Origin of the sequence: Zavarzinia sp. CC-PAN008 (assembly GCF_051903925.1) — a bacterium.
Classification (GTDB): Bacteria; Pseudomonadota; Alphaproteobacteria; order Zavarziniales; family Zavarziniaceae.
Window position 1 is genome coordinate 1,618,231 of sequence record NZ_CP173678.1, and the last position, 18,677, is coordinate 1,636,907.

Consider the following 18,677-nt stretch of genomic DNA (forward strand, 5'->3'; position numbering starts at 1 on the left):
GAGGGGTTTGCTTGAGTCTTGAGGCGCAATCGCTGGCCTGCATCCGGGGGGAGCGGGTCGTCTTCGCCAAGTTGAGCCTGAGCCTGGCGGCGGGCCAGGCGATGGTCCTGGTGGGCCCCAACGGAGCAGGCAAGTCCTCGCTGCTGCGTCTGCTGGCCACGCTGCTTCAGCCGGCGGAGGGCCGCCTGCTTTGGCGGGGCGTCGCCGTCGACGACGATCCGGACGCCTATCGCGCCGATATCGCCTATGTCGGCCACCTGGACGGCATCAAGCTGTCGCTGGGCGTGGCCGAGAACCTGGCCTTCTGGGCCGGGGCGGGTGGCGTGCCGCGGGCCGATGTTCCGGCGGCCCTTGCCCATTTCGGGTTGAAGGGCCTGGCCGACCTGCCGGCCCGCCTGCTCTCGGCCGGGCAGAAGCGCAGGCTGGGCCTGGCGCGCCTGCTGCTGGCGCCAAAGCGGCTATGGCTGCTGGACGAGCCCACCGTTTCGCTGGATGTTGCGGGCGTCGAGGCGCTGGTCGCGGCCATCGCGGCCCACCGGGCGGCCGGCGGGTCCGTGATCGCGGCCAGCCATATTCCGCTGGGCCTCGACGATGCCGAGGTGTTCGCGCTCAAATGACTGCCTGAATGAACGCCTGGATGAATGCCTTCTGGGTCATTGTGGGGCGCGACGTTCGCCTGGGCCTGTCGCCGGGTGGCGGCGCCTGGGTCGTGCTCGGCTTCTACCTGGTCGCGACCAGCCTGTTCCCCCTCGGCATCGGGCCGGACCTGCCGCTGCTCAGCCGCATCGGGCCGGGCGTGCTGTTCGTCGCGGCACTCCTGGCCACGCTGCTGGCGCTGGAACGGCTGTTCCAGACGGACCTTGAGGACGGCAGCCTGGACCTGCTGGCGGTCCAGCCCATGCCGCTGGTCCTGGTCGTGGGGGCGAAGTGCCTGGCCCACTGGCTGACCACCGGCGTGCCGCTGATCGTGCTCTCGCCCGTGCTGGGCCTGATCCTGAACCTGGATGGTGAGGTGCTGGCCCGCGTCCTCCTGGCGATGGCTGTGGGCACGCCCAGCCTCAGCCTGATCGGCGCCGTGGGCGCGGCACTGACCGCCGGTGTCCGGCGCGGCGGCGTCCTGCTCTCGCTCCTGGTCCTGCCGCTCTATGTGCCGATCCTGATCTTTGGCGTGGGCGTGGTGGCGGGCGCGCCGGGGGCGTTGCCCTTGCTGGGGGCCATCCTGCTGGGCGCCCTGCCGCTGGCACCCCTGGCCGCCGCCGCCGCGCTCAGGCTGGCCATCGCGTCCTGAGACGCCTGCGGCGCGCGCATGGGTCCTTAAATCAAGGGTTAACCAGTCTGGCGGATTGTGGGCGTACCGCGTATCGAGTGTAGACCTGATGCTGGCTCCCGAGTACCTCAGCTTCCGATCCGCCCTGCACGACCAGGGGGTGATCTTCTGCTTTACCGGCTATCTGTCGGAAGGTGTGCTCTTCGCCCTGGGCGAGGCGCTGAAACAGAAGCTGACCTTGGCCGATGCCGACGCCAATGTGACGAAGCGCGTGTTCTCGGTCTTCGTCGAGCAGGTCCAGAACGTCATCCGCTATTCGTCGGACCGCGTGGGCGGCGCGCCGGAGCCGGTCGAGCTCAGCTCTGGCCTGATCGCCGTGGGCGCGGAGCAGCAGCGCTTCTTCGTCGTCTGTGGCAATACCGTGTCAAATGGCGAGGTGCCGCGCCTGAAGGACCGCCTGGGCGTGCTCCAGGGCCTGGACAAGGAGGCAATCCGGACCCTCTATCGCCAGAAGCTGCGCGAGCCGCCCGAGGAAGACAGCAAGGGCGCCACGATCGGCCTGATCGAGATTGCCCGCCGGGCCAGCGAGCCCCTGCAGTTCGACTTCACCCCGCTTGACGCCAATTCCAGCTTCTTCTGCCTCAAGGTGTTCATATGACCGCTGTGAACGAGGCAGCCGCCCTGCCCTCCGACCGGATCGTGGTGGTGGCGACCGATCGCTCGCCCGCCGTCGACTTCGACTTCGCCACGGGCAGGCTGTCGCTGAAGGGCGAATCCTACCCCGAGGATGCGGCGGCCTTCTTTGGGCCGCTGATCAACGGCGTTCGCGCCCACCTGACCGATCCGGCGGATGCGATCGTTTTCGATCTCGAACTGGCCTATTTCAACTCCTCCAGCGCCAAGGCGATCATGAACCTGTTCCAGGTCCTGGAACGCACGGCCCAGGCCGGCGCCTCGGTCACGATCAACTGGCACTATGCGGCGGATGACGAGGCCATGCAGGAATTCGGCGAGGACTTCGCCGAGGACTTCGAGAGTGCCCAGTTCAACATGTGTGCCAAATCATGAACCAGCCCATGTCCGCCGCGCCCCGGCTTCTCGAAGACCTGCTGGCGCCCGCCTCTCCGGCACCGGACGTGCCTTCGCAGAGCTACAGCCTGTTCGAGGCGGAGGAGCGCATCCTGGCCGAGGCCGAGGCCATGATCGAGCGCCTGGAGCGGGTCCAGGGGGGCGTGCGTGCTTTCTCCGACGCGTTCCGCCAGAGCTTTCGCGAGCAGCAGCGCCTGATCCGGCTGAGCGACCGGATGCAGCGCGACCTGCAGGTGGCCAATCGCCGCCTGGCCGAGCAGGCACATGACCTGCGCGTACTGAACACCAAGCTGGAATGCGAGATCGAGCAGCGCGGCGAGCTGGAGGCCGAATTGCGGCGCCAGGCCTCGATCGACGTCCTGACCGGCGCGCTGACCAGGCGGCGGCTGCTGGAACTGGCGGCGCACGAGTTGCGGCGCAGTGCCCGCACGGGGCGGCCGCTGGGCCTGCTGCTGCTGGACGTCGACCATTTCAAGGCGGTCAACGACCGCTTCGGCCATGCCGCGGGCGATGCCGCCCTGCAGCATCTGACGCGCGTCTGCCAGGCGGGCCTGCGCGATGGCGATGTCTTCGGTCGCATGGGGGGCGAGGAATTCGCCGTCCTGCTGCCCGAGACGGGCATGGAGCAGGCCCTGGAGATCGCCGAGCGCCTGCGCCGGACCGCAGAGGTCGAGCCCCTGGTGCGCGACGGGCACGCGATCGAACTGACGCTGAGCATCGGCGTCACGGTCGCCGAGTCGGGCGAGACCATGCTGGACCAGGCCCTGTCCCGCGCGGACGAGGCGCTCTACCGCGCCAAGAGCGACGGCCGAAACACCGCGCGCCGCAGCCTGATGGGGGCCACCTGATGCCCCGCGGGCCGTCCCGCCGCGGCCTTGTCCTGCTGGGCCTTGCGGCGCTTGCGGCCTGGGCGTCGCCGCGTGCCGGGGCCAGCGCACAGGAGCCGGTGAAGCTGGTCGTGGGGGTTGAGAACCAGGACTACATGCCGGTCTATGGTGTGGCCGACGGGCAGTATGTGGGCTTTGCCCGCGAGCTTCTGGATGCCTTCGCCCAGGACCGGGGCTATGTCTTCGAGTATCGCCCGCTGCCTGTACCGCGGCTCTATGCCTCGCTGTTCGCGGGGCAGGTCGACTTCAAGTTCCCCGACGATCCCAGCTGGCGCGCGGAGGAACGCGCAGGCAAGGCGCTTGTCTACAGCGGCGGCATGGCCCGCTATATCGACGGCACGATGGTGACCCAGGCCAAGGTCGGCTCAGCCCCCGAGGCGATCGGCAAGCTGGGCACGATCACGGGTTTCGCGCCCTATGTCTGGCTGGACCGGATCGCCCAGGGCAAGCCGGTCCTGGTCGAGAACGGGGACATGCGTGCCCTGGTCGCCCAGGTGACGACCGGCCGCATCGATGGGGCCTATGTCAATGTCGCCGTCGCCACGCGCGAAGCGCGGGAGGCCGGCCTGCCCGCGGAAGCCCTGGTCTTCGATCCGGGCCTGCCCTATTCGGCGGCGGTCTATCGCATCTCGACCCTGACCAAGGGCGAGGTGATCCGCCAGCTGGACGAATGGATCATGGCCAACGGCACGCGGGTCGAGGCCATGCGCCAGCGCCACGGGGTCGAGGCCGGCCTGGACCGGCGCTGATCCCACCTGCCCCTTTTCCGTGTGAGTACGCAACCGATGGCATTCCCGGCCCCGGCCGACCCTGATGCCGCGTCCGGTCCGGGGAGCGCTGCCCGCGGCGTGCCGGGCCGCCGCCGCGGCCTGACCGCGCGACAGGCTGTCGTGACCTTCCTGGTGGCGCTGGGCTTCGGCCTGATCACCAGCGGGCTCGAGCTCTATTTCGACTGGCGCAGCATGCGCGCCGCGGCCCGGGCCGAGCTGGTGGAGACGGCGGCCACCGTCGGCTCGTCCGCGGACGAGGCGGCGTTCCAGATGAGCGCGCCCCTGGCCGCCCAGATCGTGGACGGCCTGTTCCGGCGCGAGACGGTCGCGCGCGTGCGCATGGTCGACAATTTCGGCAACGTCCTGGCCGAGCGTCAGCGCGAGGGGGGCACGGGTGCGAACCCGCTGGCCGACGCGCTGTTTGGCGATGTCGTGTCGATCACGCGGCCGCTGACCTATGGCGCCACGCGCGACGACGTGGGCCGGATGGAGATCGCGCTCTCGCCCGAGCTCGTCGCCAGCGGCTTCTTCCAGCGCGCGGCGACCAATGCTGGCATCGGCCTGGCCCGGGCCTTTGCCATCGCGGGCGTCCTGATCGGCATCTTCTACCTGATGATCACGCGGCCGCTGGTCCGCCTCAGCGCCGCGATCGGCCGCATCGACCCGGCGCGGCCGGGCGCCCACCTGGTGCCGCAGATCCGCGATCATGCGGATGACGAGCTGGGCTCGCTGGTCACGTCGCTCAACGCCCTGCTGGCGGAGAGCCAGGCGGGGCTGGACGCGCGCGACCGGGCGGAGGGGCAGCTGACCGACCTGACCCGCACGCTGGAGGCGCGCGTGGTCGAGCGCACCCAGGCGCTGGAGGAGAGCAACCAGGCGCTCAGCGTGGGCAAGGCCCAGACCGAGCAGGCCCTGGCGGCCCTGAACAGCGCGCACGCCCAGCTGGACGAGGCCAACCGCCTGCTGCTGGAGAGCCTGCGCTATGCCCGGCGCATCCAGACCGCGCAGCTGCCCCAGGCGGCCGACCTTGCGGGCCTGGTCCGCGACATCGCCGTGATGTGGCAGCCGCTGCACCTGGTCGGCGGCGACTATTATTGGCTGGAGCAGATCGACGGCCGCGCCTATGTCGTGCTGGCGGATTGCACTGGCCATGGCGTGCCCGGGGCCTTTGTCACGCTGGTCGTCGCGGCGGCGCTGGACCGCGTCCTGCACGAGCGCCGCCTGCGCGATCCGGTCGAGGTGCTGGAGGCGCTGGACGCCCTGGTGCGCTCCGGCCTGCGCCAGGATCGCAGCGACGGCCTGGGCGGCGATGCCGACGACGGATTCGACGCCGCCTGCCTGGTGATCGACCCCGCCGACCGCACCGCGCACTATGCCAGTGCCGGCCTGCCGCTGCTGGTCTGCCGCGACGGCGTGGTGGCGGAGCTGAAGGGCGATCGGCGCAGCCTGGGCTATCGCCAGGTGGGCGACGCGGCGCCACTGACCTCCCACGCGATCCCGCTGGAACCGGGCCTGTCCCTGTTCATGATGACGGACGGCGTGCCCGACCAGATGGGCGGCAGCCCACGCCGCCTGATGGGGCGCAAGCGCCTCGCCCGCCTGCTCGAACGCACCGCCGGCCAGCCGATGGCCACGCGCCTGGCCGGGATCGAGAGCGACCTTGCTACCTATCGCGGCGAGGAACGCCTGCGCGACGACATGAGCCTGATCGGCATCCAGCCGCTTTGAGGCGTGGGCAGCCTGGCGTCGCCGGTCTGGTGATCCGGACCTCGCGAGGATTGCCGTCATGAAAGCCCTCCGCCCTCGCGGGGGAGGGTGGGGTGGGGGGCATCCACGCCAATACCTTCATCTCAAGCGAAGGCGCGTCGCCGCCGCCCCCCATCCTGACCTTCCCCCCGTGAGGGGGGAAGGAACAGGGGCGTGCCTTCAGAGCTGCGTCTGGCTCTGCGACTGACCTTGGCTCTGGGACTGACCTTGGCTCTGCGACTGGCCTTGGCCGTCCTGGGACTGGGACTGGCTTTGCGTCTGGGCCGGTTCCGCCACCTGATGCGACTGGGCGGCGGGCGCGTCGCCAGGCGGCACGTAGTAGAAGAACGAGGCCCCGACCTCGTTCGTAAGGTCGACCAGCTTGCGCTGGACCCAGTCCAGGTACTGGTGCAGGCCCAGGCGCAGCACGTCCTTGATCGTGTCCGACTGCATCGTGCCGCGCAGATCGTCGAACTTCTCCAGCACCTTGTTCCCCGCCCGCACGCCAAAGCGCAGGCGCAGGCCGTGCAGCAGTTCCTCCGCCTGCCGCACGGCGCCGGACACGGAACGGGGGAAGCTGTCGTCGAACAGCAGGAACTCGGCCACGGCCGACGGGCTCATGCCGCGCGGATGCACCCGGCGAAAGGCGTGGTAGCCGGCCGCCGAGCGCAGCACCGCGTTCCACTGGCTGACGTCGAGCGCCGAGCCGACATCGGACACCGAGGGGAGCAGCAGGTGATACTTGATGTCGAGCAGGCGCGTCGTCTGGTCCGCCCGCTCGATCAGCTTGCCCAGCTGGTAGAAGTGCCAGCCCTGGTCGCGATAGAAGGTCCCCTCCACGATCCCGTTATGGGTCTGGCAGCCCTCCTTGATGCGGTCGCAGACGCGCACCAGGCTGTTGAGGGAGACGTCCTGCCCCACGGCCGATAGGTCGCGGTAGAACACGTTGAGCTGCGTCCACATCTCGGTCGAGATCAGCGGCCTCAGCGTCCGCGCATTGTCCCGGGCCGCCTTGATGCACGACAGGATCGAACTGGGATTGGTCGTGTCGGCCAGGTAGTAGCGCGCCACCGCCGCGGCCGAGGCCTTGGGGTGGATCTTGAAGAAGCGCTCCTCGTCCGCGTTCAGCTGGATGATCGACAGCCAGTTCTGGTTGCCCTGCGCATCGCGGCTGAAGGTTTCGTTGACCTGCAGCAGGCGGGCCAGGTTCTCCGCCCGCTCCATGTAGCGGGCCAGCCAGAACGTGTTCTCGGCAAAGCGTGCCAGCAACCTAGCCAAGGACCCACGTGTCTTTCGACCCGCCTCCCTGGCTGGAATTCACGATCATCGAGCCGCGGCGCAGGGCGACGCGGGTCAGGCCGCCGGGCAGGACCCAGGTGCTGCGCCCGGTGACCGCGAACGGCCGCAGGTCGACATGGCGCGCCTCGACCCCATCCTCGGTCAGGGTGGGGCAGACGGAGAGCTGGATCATCGGCTGGCTGATATAGTTGTCGGGATCCTCGATCAGCTTCGCCCGGGCATCGGCCAGTTCCTCGGCCGTGGCGCGGGGGCCGATGGTGATGCCATAGCCGCCAGCCTCGCCCACTGGCTTGGTCACCAGCTCGTGCAGGTGCTCCAGCGTATAGGCCAGGGCGTCGGGCTCGCGACAGATGTGCGTCTCGACATTCTTCAGGATCGGGTCCTGGTCCAGGTAGTACTTGATGAGCCGCGGCATGTAGGCATAGACCGCCTTGTCGTCGGCGACCCCCGTGCCCACCGCATTGGCCAGCGCCACATTGCCCTTGGCATAGGCCCGCATCAGGCCCGGCACGCCCAGGGCGCTGTCGGGGCGGAACACCTCGGGGTCCAGGAAGTCGTCGTTGATGCGGCGATAGATGACGTGGACGGGGGCCAGCCCTTCGGTCGTCTTCATCCAGACGCGATCATTGACCACGACCAGGTCGCTGCCCTCGACCAGGGGCACGCCCATCTCCCGGCTCAGGAAGATGTGCTCGAAATAGGCCGAGTTGTAGGTGCCGGGCGACAGCAGGACGACCTGCGGGTCGGACACGCCCGCGGGCGCCATCTCGACCATGGCCTGCTGCAATTGCGGGCCATAGTCATCGACCGGCTGCAGCGGAATGTCGGAGACCAGGTCGGGAAAGGCCCGCAGCATCATGTTGCGGTTCTCAAGGACATAGGACACGCCCGACGGGGTGCGGGCATTGTCCTCCAGCACCATGAACTCGCCCATCTGGTCGCGCACCACGTCGATGCCGCAGATGTTGACATAGGTGCCGTGGGCGACCTTGATCCCCGCCATCTCGGGGCGGTAGTTGGCATTGCCCAGCACCAGTTCGCGCGGGATGATGCCGTCCTTCAGCGCGTGCTGGGCGCCATAGACATCGCCCAGGAACAGGTTCAGCGCCTGCACCCGCTGGACCACGCCCGCCTGCAGCGTCTGCCAGGCCTCGCGGCTCAGCACGCGGGGGATGACGTCAAAGGGCAGGATGCGGTCGATTGCACCGGTATCGGAATACACGGTGAACGTGATGCCCTGGTTATAGAGTTCGCGCTCGGTATCGGCGGCCCGGCGGCGCAGTTCCGCAAGATCGATCTGAGCCAGCCTGCGCTGGATCTCGGCCGTGTGCTCGGCCGGGGCTTCCGCCCGCCCAAGCATCTCGCAGTAGCTTTGCCCCTGACTGTAGTGCTCCAGCACCCCAGCCATCGTCACCTCTCTTTCAGCGCGCATCCGGCCTCAACCCTACCCTGTCGGCACCGCGCCGCAACAGGGCCTTGGCATTCGGCCCGTGCGCATAACGCCGCGTGGGTGGGGCGGGGGCGCGCTCAGGCGAAGACGAAGTCGGCCTCGGTCAGCTCGGCCTTCAGGACGCCGGTCAAGGTGATTGTATTGTTGGCATCCAGCGTGATGACGGCTCCGCCCCCCACATCGGCGGTCGAGGCCATCACGTCGGCAAAGTCCGTGAACGCCGTCGCCGACAGGTCGAGCAGGTCATGGCCGGTACCGCCACCCGCAGTGAAGTCCGTGACCGTGTCGTTGCCGAAGACCGCGTTGAACACGAACGTGTCGGCTCCCCCCAGGCCCGTCAGAACGTTGTCGCCCATGTTGCCGGTCAGGCGATTTTCCAAGTCTGTTCCAGTGCCGTCGATATCCCCGGCACCCGTCAGGACCAGATCCTCAAGCTGGGATTCCAATTGCTGGCTGCCCGACAGATTGAAGCTGACACTGGACAGGACTGTGTCGTGTCCGCCACCGGGGCCGCCTTCGTCAAACACCACCTGGTCGCCTGGATCGTCCACCACATAGACGTCGTCACCTGACTCACCGGCCATCCCGTCAAACCCGCTACCGCCGTCCAGCCAGTCATTCCCATCATTGCCGATCAGAAAGTCACGGTTGGCACCCCCATAGAGCGTATCGTGCCCAAGGCCGCCAGCAATGTAATCGTCGCCGTCCTGGCCCATCAGCGTCGAATTGCCATCGAGTTGGGGGGAGTAAGTGTCGTAAACCTGGACAAAATCGTCGCCACTACCGCCCATGATCAGGTCGTTGCCGCCATTGCCGATCACGGTGTCATTGCCATCCAGGCCGGACAGCGTGTTGTCGCCGGCATTTCCGACCAGCGTATTGACCTGCATGTTGCCCAAGGCGTCGATCGCGTCCGAGCCAAGCAGCGTGACCTCCTCGACGAAGGTGCCGGCGAGGGTTACCGATGCCGTGGCAAGGATGACGTCCCGACCGCTGTTGTCGCCATTGCCCTCGATGACACGGTCGCCTGGGTCGTCGACGACGTAGGTGTCCCGACCATCGCCACCAAGCATCGTGTCGGCACCCGCGCCGCCATCGATGAAGTTGTCGGCTGAGTTGCCGATGATGTGGTTCGACAGGTCGTTGCCGATGACCGTGCCTTCGCTGAACCCAAACAGGACCACGTTCTCGATGTGCGGCGTGTTCGACAGGTCAAAATTGCCATTGATCCGAACTGTGTCGCTCCCGCCATTGGCTGTCTCAATCAGGACCGGGCTGCCATTGCCGGAGTATGTGTCGTCGCCGGCTCCGCCAATCAGCGTTCCGGTGGCGCCGCTCAGCACGTCGTTGCCTTCGCCGCCGTCGAGCCAGCCAGAGCCCGTCAGCGTGTCATTGCCACTACCGCCATAGAGCATTCCGTTGGCAGTGAGGACATCGTTGCCCTCAAAGCCCAGGATGCGATCCGTTCCGCCGCCGCCGATCAGGGTGTTGTTGCCGACGTTGCCCAGGATCGTGTTGGCGAGCGTGTTGCCCGTGCCGTTGATGGCGCTGCCGCCGAGCAGGACCAGGTTCTCGACATTGGCGCCCAGGATGAAGCTGACCGCGCTGCGGACCGTGTCGGTGCCCTCGTTCGCGGCCTCGCCGACCTGGTCGCTCGCGTTGTCGACGATGTAGGTGTCGTCGCCCTTGCCCCCGAACATGCGGTCGGTGCCGGCCATGCCGTTCAGGACCTTGTTGCCGGCATTGCCGGTCAGGATGTTGGCGAAGCTGTTGCCCGTGGCGTTCAGGTTGCCCGTGCCAAGCAGCTTCAGGTTCTCGACCTGAAGCCCCGCCAGCGTGTAGCTCAGCGTGGTGGAGATGCCGTCGGTGCCGCCGTTCGCCGCCTCCACCACCCGGTCGCCGGCGCTGTCGACGATGTAGCTGTCACTGCCCAGGCCGCCCGCCATCACGTCGGCGCCCGTGCCGCCGTCCAGCACGTTGTTGCCCGTGTTGCCGGTCAGGCTGTTGGCCAGCGCATTGCCCGTGGCGTTCAGGTTGGCTGAGCCCAGCAGGACGATGTGTTCGACCTGCGCCTTGTTGGCCAGGCTGAAGCTGGCACTGGCGCGCACCGTGTCTATGCCGCCATTGGCAGCCTCACCCACCAGGTCGGCCGGATTGTCGACCTGGTACACGTCGTTGCCGCTGCCGCCGAACATCGTGTCCACGCCCGTGCCGCCGACCAGCGTGTCGTTGCCGGCATGGCCGAACAGCGTGTCGGCGTCTGCCCCGCCGTCCAAAGTGTCGTTGCCGCCATTGCCCAGGATCAGGTCCGCCCCGGCCAGGCCCAGCAGGACGTTGGCGCCGCCATTGCCAACGATCGTGTTGGCCGTATTGCTGCCGGTGACGTTGAGGTTGCCGCCGCCCAGCAGGGTGATGACCTCGACCTCCGCCCCGCTGCCCAGGGTGGTGCTGGCCGTGGTGCGCACCTGGTCCACGCCGCCATTGGCGACCTCGATGATGCGGTCGCCGGCATTGTCGACGACATAGGTGTCGTTGCCCGAACCCCCGATCATCAGGTCGGCACCCGCCGCCCCGTCCAGCACGTTGTTGCCGGCGGTGCCGGTCAGGGTGTTGGCGAAGCTGTTGCCGGTCGCGTTCAGGTTGCCCGCGCCCAGCAGCGTCACGTTCTCGGCAAACACGCCCGCCAGCGAGAAGCTGACGCTGGACAGGACCGTGTCGGTCCCGCCGTTCGCCTGCTCGATCACCCGGTCGCTGGTGCGGTCGACCGTATAGGTGTCGTTGCCCAGGCCGCCGATCATGATGTCGGTGCTGGCGCCGCCGGTCAGGGTGTCGTTGCCACTGCCGCCATCGAGCGTGTTGGTGTTGCCAGCGGACGTGGTGCCGACCAGCAGCACATCGTCGCCCCCGCCGCCGACCAGCACATTGTTGCCGCCATTGCCCACGATCGACACGACGGTGGCCGTGAAGGGATCAACCTTCAGCGTGTCGCTGCCGGCCCCACCCAGCAGGGTGAGGGTCTGGTTGGCGCTGTCCACGAGATCGCTGCTCAGCGTGATCGAGGTGACGCTGCCCGATGGTGCAAGCACCTGCACGATCTCGATCTGGGCAACATTGCGGTTGAACGTATAGCCGCCGGACCCCGGCGTGCCTGAGAAGACCAGCCGATCACCGGGACCGGAGCCGCCGATGACGGTATCGGACAGCGAATAGGTGGCTGGTGTGAAGGTGAAGACGTCGGCCACGTTGTTGGCCCCGACGAACGTGTCGGTGCCGGTGGTGCCGTTGAACGTTGCCATGGTGATCCTCACCCGTGCGGGCCAAGCCGGGCTAAGGCCCGCAGACTACCTGTCGGCCGACAGGGCTGCAAATCACCGCGGAATGTCCACAAAGACGCGAGGTCAGAAGACGAAGTCGGCCTCGGTCAGCTCGGCCTTCAGGATACCGGTCAACGTGATGGTGTTCCCGGCATCAAGGGTGATGATGACACTGCCGGCCACATCGGCGGTCGAATTCAGCACGTCGGCAAAGTCCGTGAAGGCCGTCGCCGACAGGTCCAGGAAGTCATGGCCGGCACCGCCGCCGGCGGTGAAGTCGACGACCCTGTCCTGTCCGAACGTACCATCGAAGATGAACGTATCAGAACCCAGAAGACCCGTAAGAGTGTTGTCACCGAAGTTTCCGGTAATCTTGTTTGCAGCATTATTGCCTGTGCCATCAATATCAGCGGTACCGGTCAATATGAGATTCTCAAGAACATTATTGTCAAAGTACCTTAGAACGAAGCTGACACTCGCCATTACAGTGTCGTTGCCACTGACGTCAAGGGGTTCTTCATTGGCATTGTCGACGATGTACGTGTCATCACCCGTGCCGCCGGACAGGTAGTAGGTGCCGCCTCGGCCATCCAGCGTATCGTTGCCGCCCTGGCCCGCCAGCGTGCCTTCACCAGAGCCGCCGATGAGCAGGTCGTCGCCACTTTCGCCAAGGATCAGGTTTTTGCCGGTCCCACCGTAGATCGTGTCGTTCCCGTCTCCGCCGAGGATCGAGTTGCCGAAGTTGCCACCGAGGATCCGGTCGTCGCCGTCGCCGCCATACAGGTAGTTGATGCCGCCGCCACCCTCCAGCCAGTCATTCCCGCCATCGCCGTATAGTGTGTCGAAACTGTCGCCGCCATAGAGAGTGTCGTTGCCTACTCCTCCATGCATCCTGTTGTTTCCAGCAAAGCCCTGTAGTGTATTGTCCCCAGAATTTCCGTAGAAAATATTACTCAATGAATTGCCGATCACAGACAAGTCAGCAGTTCCCAGAAGAAAAACTGTGCTGACTGGCATTGCGCTGATGTCAACGGATAATGTGCTGTAGATTGTATTTGCACTCGATCCGGACGCGACAATTACGTCGCCTGGATTATCGACAAAGAAGGTGTCGCCGCCGTTTGAGCCGCCGCCGATCATCGTGTCGGCGCCTGCACCGCCGTCCAGCGTGTTGCTGCCGGCATTGCCCGTCAGGACATTGTCCAGGGCATTTCCAACGGCCACCAGTGGGGCTGCGCCGTTCAGGGTCAGGTTTTCGACATTGGGTGACGACGACAGGTCGAAGCTGACGAAGGCCGTGACCGTGTCGGTGCCGCCATTGGCGTTCTCGACCACGAGGTCGCCCGCATCATCGACGACGTAGCTGTCATCGCCGCTGCCGCCCGCGAGCAGGTCGATGCCGCTGCTGCCGATCAGGGTGTCGTTGCCCGCATTGCCCAGCAGGGTGTCGTTGCCGGCACCTCCAGTGATCGTGTCGTTTCCGCCATTGCCCTGGATGCGATCGACACCGCCGTTTCCGCTCAGGACATTGCTCGCGGCGTTGCCTGTGATCACGTTGTCCAGGTCGTTTCCGGTCCCGGCCAGGCTGCCCCCCTCCAGCAGGACGAGGTTCTCGACATTGGCACCAAGGGTGAAGCTGAGGGCGCTGCGGACCGTGTCTGTGCCCTCGTTCGCCGCCTCGCCGACCTGGTCGCTCGCGTTGTCGACGATGTAGGTGTCGTCGCCCTTGCCCCCGAACATGCGGTCGGCGCCGCCTGCGCCGTTCAGGACGTTGCTGCCCGCATTGCCGGTCAGGATGTTGGCGAAGCTGTTGCCCGTGGCGTTCAGGTTGCCCGTGCCAAGCAGCTTCAGGTTCTCGACCTGAAGCCCCGCCAGTGTGTAGCTCAGCGTGGTGGAGATGCCGTCGGTGCCGCCGTTTGCCGCCTCCACCACCCGGTCGCCGGCGTTGTCGACGATGTAGCTGTCATTGCCCAGGCCGCCCGCCATCACGTCGGCACCAGCACCACCGTCCAGCACGTTGTTGCCCGTGTTGCCGGTCAGGCTGTTGGCCAGCGCATTGCCCGTGGCGTTCAGGTTGGCGGTGCCCAGCAGGACGATGTGCTCGACCTGGGCCTTGTTGGCCAGGCTGAAGCTGGCACTGGCGCGCACCGTGTCGATGCCGCCATTGGCAGCCTCACCCACCAGGTCGGCCGGATTGTCGATCCCGTAGATGTCGTCGCCGCCGCCGCCGTTCAGGGTATCGACACCCGTGCCGCCGATCAGCGTATCGTTGCCGGCATGGCCGAACAGGGTGTCGGCCGCAGCCCCGCCGTCCAGCGTGTCGTTGCCGCCATTGCCCAGGATCAGGTCCGCCCCGGCCAGGCCCAGCAGGACGTTGGCGCCGCCATTGCCAACGATCGTGTTGGCCGTATTGCTGCCGGTGACATTGAGGTTGCCGCTGCCCAGCAGGGTGATGACCTCGATCTCCGCCCCGCTGCCCAGGGTGGTGCTGGCCGTGGTGCGCAGCTGGTCCAGGCCACCATTGGCAAACTCGGTGATGCGATCGCCGGCATTGTCGACGATATAGGTGTCGTTGCCGGACCCCCCGATCATCAGGTCGGCACCCGCCGCCCCGTCCAGCACATTGTTGCCGGCAGTGCCGGTCAGGGTGTTGGCGAAGCTGTTGCCGGTCGCGTTCAGGTTGGCCGCGCCCAGCAGCGTCACGTTCTCGGCAAACACGCCCGCCAGTGTGAAGCTGACGCTGGACAGGACCGTGTCGGTCCCGCCGTTCGCCTGCTCGATCACCCGGTCGCTGGTGCGGTCGACCGTATAGGTGTCGTTGCCCAGGCCGCCGATCATGATGTCGGTGCTGGCGCCGCCGGTCAGGGTGTCGTTGCCACTGCCGCCGTCCAGCGTGTTGGTGTTGCCGGCCGTCGTGGTGCCGACCAGCAGCACGTCGTCGCCCCCGCCCCCGACCAGCACGTTGTTGCCGCCATTGCCCACGATCGAGACCGCGCTGACCGTGAACGTGTCGACCTTCAGCGTGTCGCTGCCGGCCCCGCCGGCCAGCGTCAGCATCGTGTTGGCGCTGCCGATCAGGTCGCTGCTCAACGTGATCGAGGTGATGCTGCCGGCCGACGCCAGGACCTGCACGATCTCGACCTGCGAGACGTTCTGGTTGAACCTGTAGCCGCCCGGCCCCGGCACGCCCGAAAAGACCAGCCGGTCCCCGTCGCCAGAGCCGCCAATCACCGTGTCCGACAGCGAATAGGTCGCCGGCGTGAAGGTGAAGACGTCGGCGACGGTGTTCGACCCAACGAACGTGTCGGTGCCGGTGGTGCCGTTCAAGGTTGCCATGATCGTTGCCGTCCCCGAAACGCTACTTTTGATGGGGCACGATAGGGGAACGGCAACGAGGCTGCAAATCGCACACCTAATCCCGTATTGGGCGAGTGAGCCGGGCTACACCTCGTCCGCGGGGGCGACGTCGACGCCGACGTCGAGGTCCTGGGCGCCGCCGCCTTCGATCAGGCCGGTCAGGGGGGCGACGTCGTCATAGTCGCGGCCCCAGGCGACGGTGACGTGGTCGAGCGAGGGCACCATGTCGTTGGTCGGGTCCAGGTCCAGCCAGCCATGCTCGCCGCAATGCAGCGCCAGCCAGGCGTGGCTGGCGTCGGCGCCCACGATGCGTGGGCGACCCGGCGGCGGGCGGGTGCGCAGGTAGCCGCTGACATAGCGCGCCGACAGGCCGATCGAGCGTAGGCAGCCGATCATCAGGTGGGCGAAGTCCTGGCACACGCCGCGCTTCCTGTGCAGTACCTCGCGCACCGGCGTCGAGATCGTCGTCGCCTTGGGGTCGAAGACGAATTCACGCTTGATGCGGGCCTGCAACGCCAGCGCCGCCTCCACGATCGGGCGGCCGGCCGTGAACTCGGTCCGGGCATAGGCAGCCAGTTCCGCGTCCCAGGGGATGTGGGTCGACTCGTAGGCGGTCTGGGCGGCGTCCAGGGCCATGGCCGCGGCGATTGTCTCCCACGCGGGCGACGTGCGGGGCAGCGGCGGCAGCGGCAGCAGGTGGACCACGCTGCTGGCCTCCACCCGCAGTGTCCGGTGCGCCGACTGGATCGCGAAATGCGTCAGGCTGTTGCCGAAATAGTCGGTGCGGCTGCTGCGCGTCGCCGGTTCCGGGCCGATGTCCAGCTCGGTCGACAGGATCTTCTGCCGGGGCAGCGTGCGCGGCGTCAGGCACGCCAGGTGGTGCGACAGGCTGACCGTGTCGGCATAGCGGCACACGGTGCGGTGCCAGACGCGCAGGCGGATGCCCTCCGCCACCACGGCGCTCATGCCAGGGAGCCCCGGCGCGCCATGCCGATGGCGGGGCGGACCAGCGCATGGGTGAAGTAGAGCGCGCCCAGCAGGTCGGACAAGGCGGGCAGGCCGGCGTCGAGGTCGTCCATCAGGGCCTCGAGCGCGTCCAGCTTGCCGTCCGGCGTGGGCCGGGCCAGGTCGTTGGCGTCGATCTCGCGCAGGTTGGCCATGATCGTGCGGGTGCCCAGGTCCAGCGCGTCCCATGCCTTGAACCCCTCGCCCCGGGGCAGGCGGGCGACATGGCCGGCGGTGCGCGCCACCTGGTACGCGAGCGAGCGGGGATTGTCCTCGTCCGCGATGAGCAGGTCCAGGATCGGCGCGAGCTGGGGCGAGGCCCGGTAGCGGGCGCGGTAGGTCATGGTGCTGTCGGCCAGTTCCAGGGCGAGGTCGAGGGCAGGCGCGCCCGCACCCTGGCGCGCCAGGACCGTCGACCGGATCATGGTGACGGCGCCCAGCGCCCGCTCGATCCGGCGGCCCAGGTCCAGGAACAGCCAGGCGGGGCCGCGCATCATGTTCTCCGTCCCCATGCCGGACAGGGCGGAGAAGGTCGTGACCATCTGGTGCAGGCAGGGCAGCAGGCGGGCGCTGTCCATCTGCCGGGGGTCCAGGTCGTCGACCTGATCCTTGAGCTGGGCCAGCGCCCGCCAGATGTCGAGGCTGAGCCGGTCCTGCACCGAGATCGAGATCAGCCGCACCCGGTTCAGGATGGCGCTCAGGCTGCCGGGGCGGTTCGCCTCCAGCATCGCCTTGAGCAGGGAGCGTTCCAGTTCCTGCGGACCGCGGGGACCCCGCTCCAGCACTTCCGGCAGCTGGCCCATCTGCTGCAGGTGGTGGAGGCCGCTGGCGAAGTCGACCTTGCCCGCGGGATCCAGGTCCTCGCCCGCGCGGAGCAGGGCGGCGCGCACGCTGCGCACGCCGATCTCGGCCCGCTCCAAATAGCGCCCCAGCCAGAACAGGTCGTCGGCCACGCGGGAGGGCAGCTGGTTGCCGCTGCGCCGGATCTCGACCACCGCATCGACCGGCGGCATCAGGCTGAAGCTGCCGACCGGGCGCGAGGACAGGACCCAGGTGTCCTTGTAGCCGCTGACCGTCGCCTCGCCCTCGCCAAGGCTGGCGCCGACCCGGGCGATGGCCCCCGGCATGACCGAGAAGCCATCCTCGGTCCAGGCCAGGAACATGCGCAGCGTGACCGGCCGCGCCGAAAGTTCCGCGCCGTTCAGGCTGGGCGCGTGGGACAGGGCAAAGGGCCGGACCGCGACCAGTTCGGGCGATGCCTCTGGCCGGCGGCCGCCGGTGCCGGCGCGCAGGTCGTCGCTGCGGCGGCGGCGCCGCTCGGCCGGCATGGCGCGGCGGTACAGCCATTCGCCATCAGCCAGGCGTTCGGACACCCGCGCCGCGGGACCGGCACCGCACCACAGCGCCTCCGGCTGGGGCAGCAGCAGGTCCTCCCCGATCAGGGCGGGCGCCAGCGCGGGCAGGTAGGGGAACAGCGCCAGGCTTTCGGCCAGGCCTGCGCCGATCGCGTTGCCGACCGCCATGTGGCCGGCACGCACAGCCTGCAGCAGGCCAGGTATGCCGAGCGTCGAGCCGCCGTTCAGCTCCAGCGGGTCGCTGAGGTCGTCCGGGATGCGGCGCCAGATGGCGTGCAGGGCCTCAAGCCCGCCCAGCGTCTTCAGGTAGATGCGGTTGTCGCGCACGGTGACGTCGTCGCCGCGGATCAGCGAGAAGCCAAGGTAGCGGGCGAGGAACGCATCCTCGTGATAATTGGGCGAACCGGGCCCGGGGGTGAGCAGGGCCAGACGCGGCGTGCCGGCGCAGGTCGCGGCGGAGGCGAGGGCCTGTCGGCTCTGCTCGAACCAGGGGGCCAGCCGGCGGATCTGCTGCTCGCGATAGGGCTGCGACAGCGCGTGAGAGATCGCGATCCGGTTCTCCAGCGCGAAGCCGGGCCCCACGCTGTCGGGCAGGACCTGGCCCAGGACGTGCCAGGTCCCGTTCGCCGCGCGGCCCAGGTCGACGCCGATCATGTGCAGCATGCTGCCGCCGGGCGGCTTCAGGCCATGCGCCGGGCGCAGGAAGGCGCGATTGCCGAACACGGCGCCGGGCGGCACCAGGCCCCGCTGCAGGACCGTCTGCGGCCCATAGAGATCGTCCAGCAGGGCGGACAGCAGGCGCCCGCGCTGGATCAGGCCGCGCTCCAGCGTCCGCCATTCGGGTTCGCTGATGACAAAGGGCAGGAGGTCGAGGTCGCCCTGGCCGCCGACCTGCCGGCCATCCTCGATCAGGGCGCTGGCGATGCGGCTTTCGCGCAGTTCGCGCCGCAGCAGGGACCAGCGCTGGTCCAGCTCGCCATGGCCCAGCCCGCCCAGGGCCTGGACCATCGCGGCCCAGTGCGCCCGCAACTGGCCATCGCCCTGGCGCAGTTCGTCATAGGCGCCGGCCGGTACGGCAAAGCGATCCAGCAGGCCTGGCGCCTGGTCGATCCTGCGTGCCTGAACGTCCATGCCCCCC

The 18,677-nt window shown here is 67.9% G+C and carries 13 protein-coding genes; 7 read left to right on the plus strand and 6 right to left on the minus strand.

Features of this window, described 5'->3' with window-relative positions; genetic code table 11:
• Window positions 1-11 precede the first annotated feature (11 nt).
• The 7 genes from ccmA (at window position 12) to ACI6GS_RS07670 (ending at window position 5,741) form a co-directional block, all read left to right on the plus strand.
• Window positions 12-617, plus strand: a complete 606-nt coding sequence (gene ccmA / locus ACI6GS_RS07640; protein WP_439817193.1) for a heme ABC exporter ATP-binding protein CcmA — start codon at window positions 12-14, stop codon at window positions 615-617.
• Between the two features lie 8 nt (window positions 618-625).
• The gene (gene ccmB, locus ACI6GS_RS07645; protein ID WP_439817194.1) at window positions 626-1,288 is read left to right on the plus strand and encodes a heme exporter protein CcmB; all 663 of its coding nucleotides are present in this window, start codon (window positions 626-628) and stop codon (window positions 1,286-1,288) included.
• A gap of 88 nt (window positions 1,289-1,376) precedes the next feature.
• On the plus strand, window positions 1,377-1,925 hold the full coding sequence (locus ACI6GS_RS07650) for a SiaB family protein kinase (RefSeq protein WP_439817195.1): 549 nt from the start codon (window positions 1,377-1,379) through the stop codon (window positions 1,923-1,925).
• Entirely contained in the window at window positions 1,922-2,335 is a 414-nt protein-coding gene (locus ACI6GS_RS07655; protein ID WP_439817196.1) for a DUF1987 domain-containing protein, read from the plus strand. The genes ACI6GS_RS07650 and ACI6GS_RS07655 overlap by 4 nt, the downstream gene beginning before the upstream one ends.
• 8 nt (window positions 2,336-2,343) lie before the next feature.
• Window positions 2,344-3,204, plus strand: a complete 861-nt coding sequence (locus ACI6GS_RS07660) for a GGDEF domain-containing protein (RefSeq protein WP_439817197.1) — start codon at window positions 2,344-2,346, stop codon at window positions 3,202-3,204.
• The gene (locus tag ACI6GS_RS07665; RefSeq protein ID WP_439817198.1) at window positions 3,204-3,992 is read left to right on the plus strand and encodes a substrate-binding periplasmic protein; all 789 of its coding nucleotides are present in this window, start codon (window positions 3,204-3,206) and stop codon (window positions 3,990-3,992) included. The genes ACI6GS_RS07660 and ACI6GS_RS07665 overlap by 1 nt, the downstream gene beginning before the upstream one ends.
• A gap of 36 nt (window positions 3,993-4,028) precedes the next feature.
• Window positions 4,029-5,741, plus strand: a complete 1,713-nt coding sequence (locus ACI6GS_RS07670) for a PP2C family protein-serine/threonine phosphatase (RefSeq protein ID WP_439817199.1) — start codon at window positions 4,029-4,031, stop codon at window positions 5,739-5,741.
• 198 nt (window positions 5,742-5,939) lie between these two features.
• Here ACI6GS_RS07670 and ACI6GS_RS07675 read toward each other — a convergent pair whose 3' ends face one another.
• From ACI6GS_RS07675 to ACI6GS_RS07700, 6 genes are all read right to left on the minus strand, one after another.
• On the minus strand, window positions 5,940-7,037 hold the full coding sequence (locus ACI6GS_RS07675; protein WP_439817200.1) for an alpha-E domain-containing protein: 1,098 nt from the start codon (window positions 7,035-7,037) through the stop codon (window positions 5,940-5,942).
• A complete protein-coding gene (locus ACI6GS_RS07680) occupies window positions 7,030-8,466 on the minus strand; it encodes a circularly permuted type 2 ATP-grasp protein (RefSeq protein ID WP_439817201.1) in 1,437 nt (478 codons plus the stop codon). Before ACI6GS_RS07680 ends, ACI6GS_RS07675 begins: the two co-directional genes overlap by 8 nt.
• Before the next feature lie 119 nt (window positions 8,467-8,585).
• Window positions 8,586-11,804: a beta strand repeat-containing protein gene (locus ACI6GS_RS07685; protein ID WP_439817202.1), complete on the minus strand. Its 3,219-nt coding sequence runs from the start codon at window positions 11,802-11,804 to the stop codon at window positions 8,586-8,588.
• A 102-nt stretch (window positions 11,805-11,906) separates the two neighbouring features.
• Window positions 11,907-15,158, minus strand: a complete 3,252-nt coding sequence (locus tag ACI6GS_RS07690; protein ID WP_439817203.1) for a beta strand repeat-containing protein — start codon at window positions 15,156-15,158, stop codon at window positions 11,907-11,909.
• Between the two features lie 105 nt (window positions 15,159-15,263).
• The gene (locus tag ACI6GS_RS07695) at window positions 15,264-16,145 is read right to left on the minus strand and encodes a transglutaminase family protein (protein WP_439817204.1); all 882 of its coding nucleotides are present in this window, start codon (window positions 16,143-16,145) and stop codon (window positions 15,264-15,266) included.
• Complete coding sequence (locus tag ACI6GS_RS07700; protein ID WP_439817205.1) at window positions 16,142-18,670, minus strand: circularly permuted type 2 ATP-grasp protein; 2,529 nt, start codon at window positions 18,668-18,670, stop codon at window positions 16,142-16,144. Before ACI6GS_RS07700 ends, ACI6GS_RS07695 begins: the two co-directional genes overlap by 4 nt.
• Window positions 18,671-18,677: the final 7 nt, after the last annotated feature.

Excerpts from the sequence above, each read along its gene's own strand:
- ACI6GS_RS07650 (WP_439817195.1), top strand. The coding sequence starts at position 1,377 with ATGCTGGCTCCCGAGTACCTCAGCTTCCGATCCGCCCTGCACGACCAG.
- ccmB (WP_439817194.1), top strand. The coding sequence starts at position 626 with ATGAACGCCTGGATGAATGCCTTCTGGGTCATTGTGGGGCGCGACGTT.
- ACI6GS_RS07695 (WP_439817204.1), bottom strand. The coding sequence starts at position 16,145 with ATGAGCGCCGTGGTGGCGGAGGGCATCCGCCTGCGCGTCTGGCACCGC.
- ACI6GS_RS07660 (WP_439817197.1), top strand. The coding sequence starts at position 2,344 with ATGTCCGCCGCGCCCCGGCTTCTCGAAGACCTGCTGGCGCCCGCCTCT.
- ACI6GS_RS07680 (WP_439817201.1), bottom strand. The coding sequence starts at position 8,466 with ATGGCTGGGGTGCTGGAGCACTACAGTCAGGGGCAAAGCTACTGCGAG.
- ACI6GS_RS07655 (WP_439817196.1), top strand. The coding sequence starts at position 1,922 with ATGACCGCTGTGAACGAGGCAGCCGCCCTGCCCTCCGACCGGATCGTG.
- ACI6GS_RS07670 (WP_439817199.1), top strand. The coding sequence starts at position 4,029 with ATGGCATTCCCGGCCCCGGCCGACCCTGATGCCGCGTCCGGTCCGGGG.
- ACI6GS_RS07685 (WP_439817202.1), bottom strand. The coding sequence starts at position 11,804 with ATGGCAACGTTCAACGGCACCACCGGCACCGACACGTTCGTCGGGGCC.
- ACI6GS_RS07665 (WP_439817198.1), top strand. The coding sequence starts at position 3,204 with ATGCCCCGCGGGCCGTCCCGCCGCGGCCTTGTCCTGCTGGGCCTTGCG.
- ACI6GS_RS07700 (WP_439817205.1), bottom strand. The coding sequence starts at position 18,670 with ATGGACGTTCAGGCACGCAGGATCGACCAGGCGCCAGGCCTGCTGGAT.
- ACI6GS_RS07690 (WP_439817203.1), bottom strand. The coding sequence starts at position 15,158 with ATGGCAACCTTGAACGGCACCACCGGCACCGACACGTTCGTTGGGTCG.